The organism is Streptomyces sp. E11-3, from assembly GCF_046540415.1.
Lineage (GTDB): Bacteria > Actinomycetota > Actinomycetes > Streptomycetales > Streptomycetaceae > Streptomyces.
This window is the reverse complement of record NZ_JAZGRL010000001.1, coordinates 1,051,128-1,055,760: the sequence shown is the minus strand read 5'-3', so window position 1 is coordinate 1,055,760 and position 4,633 is coordinate 1,051,128. Positions and strand designations below refer to the sequence as shown.

At 70.9% G+C, this 4,633-nt stretch carries 5 protein-coding genes and 1 pseudogene; 2 read left to right on the top strand and 4 right to left on the bottom strand.

Going from position 1 to position 4,633, the window contains the following annotated elements:
* Nucleotides 1–220, top strand: a pseudogene (locus U9R90_RS04695) (hypothetical protein); the annotation flags it as partial.
* Between the two features lie 40 nt (nucleotides 221–260).
* Nucleotides 261–1,019 (top strand): hypothetical protein, encoded by a 759-nt coding sequence (locus U9R90_RS04690; RefSeq protein WP_411055086.1) that lies wholly within the window; start codon nucleotides 261–263, stop codon nucleotides 1,017–1,019.
* 45 nt (nucleotides 1,020–1,064) lie between these two features.
* Here U9R90_RS04690 and urtE read toward each other — a convergent pair whose 3' ends face one another.
* Genes urtE through urtB form a run of 4 tightly spaced genes read right to left on the bottom strand, consistent with a single transcriptional unit; the run spans nucleotide 1,065 to nucleotide 4,565 of the window.
* A complete protein-coding gene (gene urtE / locus U9R90_RS04685) occupies nucleotides 1,065–1,757 on the bottom strand; it encodes an urea ABC transporter ATP-binding subunit UrtE (protein ID WP_411055085.1) in 693 nt (230 codons plus the stop codon).
* Nucleotides 1,757–2,569 carry an urea ABC transporter ATP-binding protein UrtD gene (urtD, locus tag U9R90_RS04680; RefSeq protein WP_411055084.1) on the bottom strand — a complete coding sequence of 271 codons (813 nt, stop codon included), beginning with the start codon at nucleotides 2,567–2,569 and terminating at the stop codon, nucleotides 1,757–1,759. Before urtD ends, urtE begins: the two co-directional genes overlap by 1 nt.
* Nucleotides 2,566–3,672 (bottom strand): urea ABC transporter permease subunit UrtC, encoded by a 1,107-nt coding sequence (gene urtC / locus U9R90_RS04675; RefSeq protein ID WP_411055083.1) that lies wholly within the window; start codon nucleotides 3,670–3,672, stop codon nucleotides 2,566–2,568. Before urtC ends, urtD begins: the two co-directional genes overlap by 4 nt.
* Nucleotides 3,669–4,565 carry an urea ABC transporter permease subunit UrtB gene (gene urtB / locus U9R90_RS04670; protein ID WP_411055082.1) on the bottom strand — a complete coding sequence of 299 codons (897 nt, stop codon included), beginning with the start codon at nucleotides 4,563–4,565 and terminating at the stop codon, nucleotides 3,669–3,671. Before urtB ends, urtC begins: the two co-directional genes overlap by 4 nt.
* Nucleotides 4,566–4,633 lie beyond the last annotated feature (68 nt).

The following is a 4,633-nucleotide window of genomic DNA, read 5'->3' as shown; positions in this document are numbered from 1 at the left end:
GCCGCCCTCGCCGACTCCCTCACCGTCACCGACGCCCCGTACGACCCCGTCGCCCACCCCCTCCGTCCCGCGCGCCTACCAGGGCGCACCGGCCAAGAAGGACCACGACGGGCAACCGCTCGCCGCCACGACGCTGCTTCTGGTGGTGCCCGCCGTGCTCGCCGCGGCCGCGCTCTCCCGGGGCTCCGGGTTCGGCGGCAGCGGCGGCGGCCGCGGATGAACCCCACCTCACCCTCTCCCCACCTCGTTGGAGGCCCGTCTTGCCGCACTGGCTGACACTGATCCTCGCCATGGGCGCGACCGGCGCGCTGATCGTGGTCATCACCAAAGTCGTCCGACGGCACGGCGAGGACCACGACCCGTCGGAGACCCCGGACGTCATCGAGTACATGACGATGATGATCGGCGTGGTGTACGCCATCGTCCTCGGCCTGGCGATCGCGGGCGTCTGGGAAGCCCGCGGCGAGGCCACGGAAACGGTGCGGGCCGAGGCCCAGGCCCTGCACGAGGTCTCCGAACGCGCCCAGGTGTTCCCGAAACCGGTACGCGAGGAGATCGACGGGAGCATCGACGTCTACGCCCGCTACGTCGTGGACAAGGAGTGGCCGCAGATGGCGGACGACGGGCAGCTGACCGAACGGGGCGACCAACTCCTCGACGAGGTACGCGAAGCCGTCCGCGAGAGCGAGCCGCGCAACGAGCTACAGGGTCAGGCGTACGCGCCGATGGTCGACCAGGTCGCCCTGGCCGACGAGGCCCGCACCAACCGGGGTGACGCGGCGGAGCCCGCCATGCCGCTGGTGGTCTGGTTCGGGCTGATCGCCGGTGCCCTGGTGTCCGTCGGCATGATCTTCGCGCTGCAGATCCGCTACACCCGGCGCGAGTTGACGGTGGCGGGCCTCTACTGCGCGCTCTTCGTGTTCCTGCTGATGCTCATCTGGGACATGGACGCGCCCTTCAGCCGTGGTATGCCGATCACCGCCGACCCCTTCATCGGCCACTTCACGGGCGGCGGCTGATCCTCCGCGCCCCACGGTCCGCCCCACAGCCCGACCCACCGGCCGTCACACGCTCAGCGCCTCCCGTACGACCGCCTCGGCCTGCCGACCGCCCTCGCCGGACGAAGTGACCCGCCCGGCCTCCAGGACGGCGTACGTCTGGGCCGCGCGCATCGCGAAGCCCACATGCTGCTCCACGAGCAGTACGGAAAGGCCCCCACGGCTGCCGAGCGCCACGATCGTCTCCTCGATCTCGGCGACCACGGAGGGCTGGATGCCCTCGGTGGGCTCGTCGAGCAGCAGCAGCCGGGGCTCGGTCACCAGGGCCCGGGCCAGGGCGAGTTGCTGGCGTTGCCCGCCGGACAGCAGACCCGCCCGGCGCCCGGACAGCGCGCGTAGCGCCGGGAACAGATCCAGTGCGTCGGCGATCGCCGCCTTTCCCCGGCGCCGGCCGTCCGCGACGAGCTGGAGGTTCTCGGCGGCCGTGAGGTGCGGGAAGGACTGCTGGCCCTGGGGGACGTACGCAAGACCGCGGGCGACCCGCTGATGCGGCTTGAGCCGGGTGATGTCCTCGCCGTCCAGCCGTACGCTGCCGCTGTGCGGCGTCAGCAGTCCCGCGGCGGTGCGCAGCAGGGTGCTCTTGCCCGCGCCGTTGTGCCCGAGTACCGCGGCGACCCCGTCGGTGGGCACGGACAGCGAGACGCCGTGCAGCACGGTGCTGCGGTGGTATCCGACCCGTACGTCGTCGATCTCCAGCATCACGCCTCCTGTACCGCTGGGCTGATGGCGGGCGTCGGGTCCGCGGAGTGCTCGTCGGGCGTGTGCCCGAGATACACCTCCTGCACCTTCGGATCCGCCTGGACGTCGGCGACGGTGCCCTCGCTGAGCACCTTGCCCGCGTGCAGCACACTGACGCTGCGCGCGAAGGACCGCATGAAGTCCATGTCGTGTTCGATGACCACCACGGTGCGCTCCAGGCTGATCCGCTCCAGGAGTTCGCCGGTGGCCTGCCGTTCGTCGTGGCTCATCCCGGCGACCGGCTCGTCCAGGAGCAGCAGCCGTACGTCCTGGACGAGCAGCATGCCGATCTCCAGCCACTGCTTCTGCCCATGGGCGAGCGTTCCGGCCGGGGAGTCGCGCAGCGCGCCGAGACCGATGGTCTCCAGCGCCCGCTCGACGTTCTCGGGTACGGACTTCCGGCGGCGCAGCAGGGTCAGGACGCTGCGGGACGCCCCGGCCGCGATGTCCAGGTTCTGCAGTACGGTCAGCTCCTCGAAGACCGTGGCGGTCTGGAACGTACGGCCGATGCCGGTTCTGGCGATGTGGTGCACACTGCGCCCGAGCAGTTCCGCACCGGCGAACCGCACCGAGCCGGTGGCCCTGGCCAGTCCGGTCACGGCGTCCACCAGGGTGGTCTTGCCCGCCCCGTTGGGTCCGATGAGGAAGCGCAGATCGCCGGGGTGCACCACGAGATCCACCCCGTCGACCGCGGTGAATCCGTCGAACGACACCCGCAGGTCCCGGATTTCCAGCCCGGGCCGAGCCCGCTCTGTCACGTCGCGTCGGGTCATAGCGCCTCTCCACTGGCGGCACGGGATGCGGCCTTGCGGCGTACGGTCTTCACCAGCGAGGCGAGCCCGCCGGGCAGGAACGCCACGGCCACCACGAACAACAGGCCCTGGAAGTACGTCCAGACGGCCGGGAACTCCTCGGACAGGGCGGTCTTCGCCCAGGCCACGGCGAGCGCGCCGAGCACCGCGCCGACCAGGCTGGCCCGGCCGCCGACCGCGGCGCCGATGACCAGCTCGATGGAGGGCACGATGCCGATCAGCGCGGGGGAGACGATGCCCACGGCGGGCACGAAGAGCGCGCCCGCGAGCCCGGCCATCCCCGCGGCCGTGACGTAGGCGGCGAGTTTGACGTGCGCCGGGTTGTAGCCGAGGAAGCGGACCCGTTCCTCCGAGTCCCGTACCGCTACCAGGAGTTCGCCGTACCGGCTGTGGATCAGCTGCCGGGCGAGCACCATGAGGAGCAGCAGGGCGGCGGCGATGATGAAGTACACCAGCCGCTGGTTGACCGGGTCGTCGAGGTCGTAGCCGAAGAAGCCCTGGAAGTCGGTGAGGCCGTTGGTGCCGCCGGTCGTCGCTTGCTGGCCGACCAGCCAGATCGCGAAGGCCGCGGTGAGCGCCTGGCTGAGGATCGCGAAGTACGCGCCCTTCACGCCGCGGCCGAAGACGAAGAAGCCGAGCAGCGCGGCGACGGCCATCGGGATCAGGACGGTGGCGGCGAGCGCGAAGACCGGGCTCTCGAACGGCCGCCACCACCAGGGGAGTTCAGGGTTGGTCCCGTACAGCAGCATGAAGTCGGGCAGCTGGCCAGGGCCGGCGTCGGCCAGCTTGAGGTGCATCGCCATGGCGTAGCCGCCGAGCCCGAAGAACAGGCCCTGCCCGAGCGTGAGCATCCCGCCGCGGCCCCAGGCCAGACAGACGCCGACGGCGACCATCGCGATACACAGGTACTTGGCGAGCAGGCCGAGCCGGAAGTCGGACAGCAGCAGCGGGGCGATGCCGAAGAGCAGCGCGGCGCCGAGCGCGAAGCCGGCCGCCGCGCGGGGGCCGGACCCGGCCGCGAACCGTCGGGGCGCCTTGGCCGTCTCGGTGGTCGTGTCGGTCATACGAGGCTCCGGGTGCGCAGGGTGTAGAGGCCCTGGGGCCGCCACTGCAGGAAGGTCACGATGGCGATCAGTACGGCCACCTTGGCGACGCTGAGGGTGGTGGAGTACTCGACGACGGACTGCAGGACCCCGAGCGCGAACGCGACGATGACACTGCCCTTGAGCTGTCCGATGCCGCCGACCACGATGACCAGGAAGGCGTCGATGATGACGTTGGTGCCCATGGTGGGGCCGATCGGGCCGACGAGGGTCAGCGCGACCCCGGCGATCCCGGCGAGGCCGGAGCCGATGAAGAACGTCGTCCGGTCCACGCGGCCGGTCGGGATGCCGGACACCTCCGCCAGATCCCGGTTCTGCACGACGGCGCGGATCCGCCGCCCCAGCGGGGTGAGGCGCAGTCCCAGAGTGAGCGCGACGACCGCGGCGATCGCCAGGCCCAGGATGAACAGCCTGCTGTTGGCGACGGTCAGCGGGTCGGATCCGCCGATGAGCGTGAGATGGCCGGTGAGGAGTTCGGGGGCCCGGGTCTGCACGTTGGGCGCGCCGAAGATGTCCCGGGCGAGCTGCTGCAGGATCAGCGAGACACCCCAGGTGACGAGCAGGGTGTCGAGCGGCCGCAGATAGAGCCTTCGGATCAGCAGGTACTCCAGGAGTACCCCCATCGCCCCCGCGACCACGAAGGCCACCGGAAGGGCGACGAGCAGCGAGTACCCGGCGCTGGAGATGAAGTCCTGCAGGACGTACGTGGTGTAGGCGCCGGCCATGATGAACTCGCCGTGGGCCATGTTGATGACGTTCATCTGCCCGAAGGTGAGGGACAGACCGAGCGCGATGAGCAGCAGTACGGCGCCGATGCTGACGCCGGTGAACGACTGACTGAGGATCACCGTCATGAGGCGGCTCCCAAGGGGTGGGGCGGGGCGGTCGGGATCGAGGGCGGCGGGGGGGGGCCCCCCCCGGG

Bases quoted from the DNA above. Each gene is read 5' to 3' on its own strand.
- urtE (WP_411055085.1), bottom strand. From the start codon at position 1,757: ATGCTGGAGATCGACGACGTACGGGTCGGATACCACCGCAGCACCGTG.
- urtD (WP_411055084.1), bottom strand. From the start codon at position 2,569: ATGACCCGACGCGACGTGACAGAGCGGGCTCGGCCCGGGCTGGAAATC.
- urtC (WP_411055083.1), bottom strand. From the start codon at position 3,672: ATGACCGACACGACCACCGAGACGGCCAAGGCGCCCCGACGGTTCGCG.
- urtB (WP_411055082.1), bottom strand. From the start codon at position 4,565: ATGACGGTGATCCTCAGTCAGTCGTTCACCGGCGTCAGCATCGGCGCC.